The following is a 1,111-nucleotide window of genomic DNA, read 5'->3' as shown; positions in this document are numbered from 1 at the left end:
ATGAGGAGCTTGCCGGGCGGGGCGGCTCCCGCTCGGCGGCGGAGGGCCGAAACCAGGTCGTCGAGGCCGATGCGCTCGCCGACGGCGGTCGCAAGCCCGCCCGCGGCGAGCCGCGCGAAGACCGGTCCGAAGGACGCGGGCAGGCGCTCCCGAGTGGTGCCGTGCAGGGTGTCCCGGAGCCGAAACAGCTTGGTCCGGGTGCCGCGGGTGCCCGCGAAGCAGGAGGCGGGGAGCGGCTCCCCGGAGAGCAGCCCGTAGAGCACGAGGACGCCGCCCGGCGCGAGCAGCTGGCTAAGCTCGCCCCCTCCGGGCCCGCCAACGGCGTCGAGCACGAGCTGCGGCGGGCCGCCCAGCTCCGCGATCGCGCGGGCCGGCCAGCCCGGGGTCCGGGTGTCCAGCACGGCGGCCCAGTGCCCCGGTCGGGGAACGGCTCGGCCCCCGCCGCGCACGGTGCCAACCGCGAGGACGCCGCGGGCCGCAAGCAATTCGGCGAGGTGCCCGGCGATGGCGGAGGCGGCCGCGGTCACGAGCACCCGGCGCACGCCCGGCACGAGGAAGCGGCCCAGCATGAGCGAGGCCGTGAGCGGGTTGATCGCCGCGAAGCACGCGGCCTCGTCGCTGACGTCGTCCGGGACCGGGACGCACCACGCGGCCTCCAGGTGTTTGATCTCTTGCCAGTTTCCGGCGCTGCCCAGGGGAAGCACGCGCTGCCCGAGCAGCGCCGCGGGGACGCCCGACCCGACCCGGACGACCTCGCCGATCCCCTCGAAGCCGGGCACGAAGGGAAAGGAGGTGCGCGAGGGATACGCCCCGGACACCGTGACCGCGTCCGAGGGGTTCACGGTGCTCAGGAGCATCCGCACTGCGACCTGACCCGGCGCGGGTTCCCCGGGCACGGGGACCTCGCGCAGGCGGAGGACCGCGCTGAGCGGTCCCGGGCGCTCGGCGATCACGGCGAGCATCGTGCCCGCGGCTCGTCTCGCGGCCCGGCTGCGCCGCGGCTCCGTCTCGGTCATGCGCTCTTCACCTTTCCTGTGTCCGGGCCGTGCCCGGGGTCGGCGGTCCGCCCGGTGTCGTGCCCTGTCGGGGTCTTGCACCGTATCCCTCGGTT

The 1,111-nt window shown here is 75.8% G+C and carries 1 protein-coding gene; it reads right to left on the bottom strand.

Going from position 1 to position 1,111, the window contains the following annotated elements:
* On the bottom strand, positions 1 to 1,016 hold a 1,016-nt coding region (locus tag OOT08_RS05280; protein ID WP_325091525.1), incomplete at its 3' end, for a zinc-dependent alcohol dehydrogenase family protein.
* Positions 1,017 to 1,111: the final 95 nt, after the last annotated feature.

It is taken from the genome of Leucobacter sp. M11 (assembly GCF_035726885.1).
GTDB lineage: Bacteria > Actinomycetota > Actinomycetes > Actinomycetales > Microbacteriaceae > JAPFRB01.
Note: the sequence above shows the minus strand (reverse complement) of the source record. Positions and strands in the feature narration are given on the sequence as shown.